This window comes from Salifodinibacter halophilus (assembly GCA_012999515.1).
In the GTDB taxonomy this organism is placed as follows: Bacteria; Pseudomonadota; Gammaproteobacteria; order Nevskiales; family Salinisphaeraceae; genus Salifodinibacter; species Salifodinibacter halophilus.
Map to the genome: position 1 here is coordinate 1 of JABEEB010000213.1, position 276 is coordinate 276.

General features: G+C 60.1%; 1 protein-coding gene. It reads left to right on the forward strand.

Annotated elements, in window-relative coordinates:
• Positions 1-276, forward strand: a 276-nt coding sequence (locus tag HKX41_11365) for a hypothetical protein (GenBank protein ID NNC24730.1), incomplete at both ends; no start/stop codon positions are given.

The following is a 276-nucleotide window of genomic DNA, read 5'->3' on the forward strand; positions in this document are numbered from 1 at the left end:
CGCGTCTCCTTCGACCTCGGTACCACCTACACACCCGGCGACTACGAACTCGTCGCCGTCAACGACGACCAGACCATCGGCACGACGACACGATCGCTCCGTCCCGACCTCCAGATTATCGAGATGGGCATCGGACGGAAGAACCCCAAGAGGATGTGGAACGGGACTGAGCGAGAGATTGTAGACGAGGCGTACGTGGTCGTTGAGAATCGTGGGAGTGGGCCAGTCTCGGTTACGCAACTGTTGTTCCTCGGGATGGCACCCTATCCAAGCGGG